We start from the raw sequence: 590 nt of genomic DNA, 5'->3' as shown, positions 1-590 counted from the left end.
CTGGGTCGTCAGGTAGGCGTTCCTTTCATCATCGTGTTCCTGAACAAATGCGACATGGTTGATGACGAAGAGCTGCTGGAACTGGTAGAGATGGAAGTTCGTGAACTGCTGTCTCAGTACGATTTCCCAGGCGACGACACCCCAATCGTTCGTGGTTCCGCGCTGAAAGCGCTGGAAGGCGAAGCAGAGTGGGAAGCGAAAATCATCGAACTGGCTGGCTTCCTGGATTCTTACATCCCAGAACCAGAGCGTGCGATTGACAAGCCATTCCTGCTGCCAATCGAAGACGTATTCTCCATCTCCGGTCGTGGTACCGTTGTTACCGGTCGTGTAGAGCGCGGTATCATCAAAGTTGGCGAAGAAGTTGAAATCGTTGGTATCAAAGAGACTGCGAAGTCTACCTGTACTGGCGTTGAAATGTTCCGCAAACTGCTGGACGAAGGCCGTGCTGGTGAGAACGTTGGTGTTCTGCTGCGTGGTATCAAACGTGAAGAAATCGAACGTGGTCAGGTTCTGGCGAAGCCAGGCTCAATCAAGCCACACACCAAGTTCGAATCTGAAGTGTACATCCTGTCCAAAGACGAAGGCGG

1 protein-coding gene is annotated in these 590 nt (G+C 52.0%); it reads left to right on the top strand.

Annotation, left to right across the window (positions count from 1 at the left end; all coding sequences use genetic code 11):
* Positions 1–590 (top strand): EF-Tu/IF-2/RF-3 family GTPase (locus L6R44_RS24835; RefSeq protein ID WP_237425703.1); only part of this gene is annotated, 590 nt, incomplete at both ends.

Origin of the sequence: Enterobacter cloacae complex sp. ECC445 (genome assembly GCF_021892025.1) — a bacterium.
Classification (GTDB): Bacteria; Pseudomonadota; Gammaproteobacteria; order Enterobacterales; family Enterobacteriaceae; genus Enterobacter; species Enterobacter chengduensis.
The sequence above is the reverse complement of the archived record's forward strand: the minus strand, read 5'-3'. Positions and strand labels throughout refer to the sequence as shown.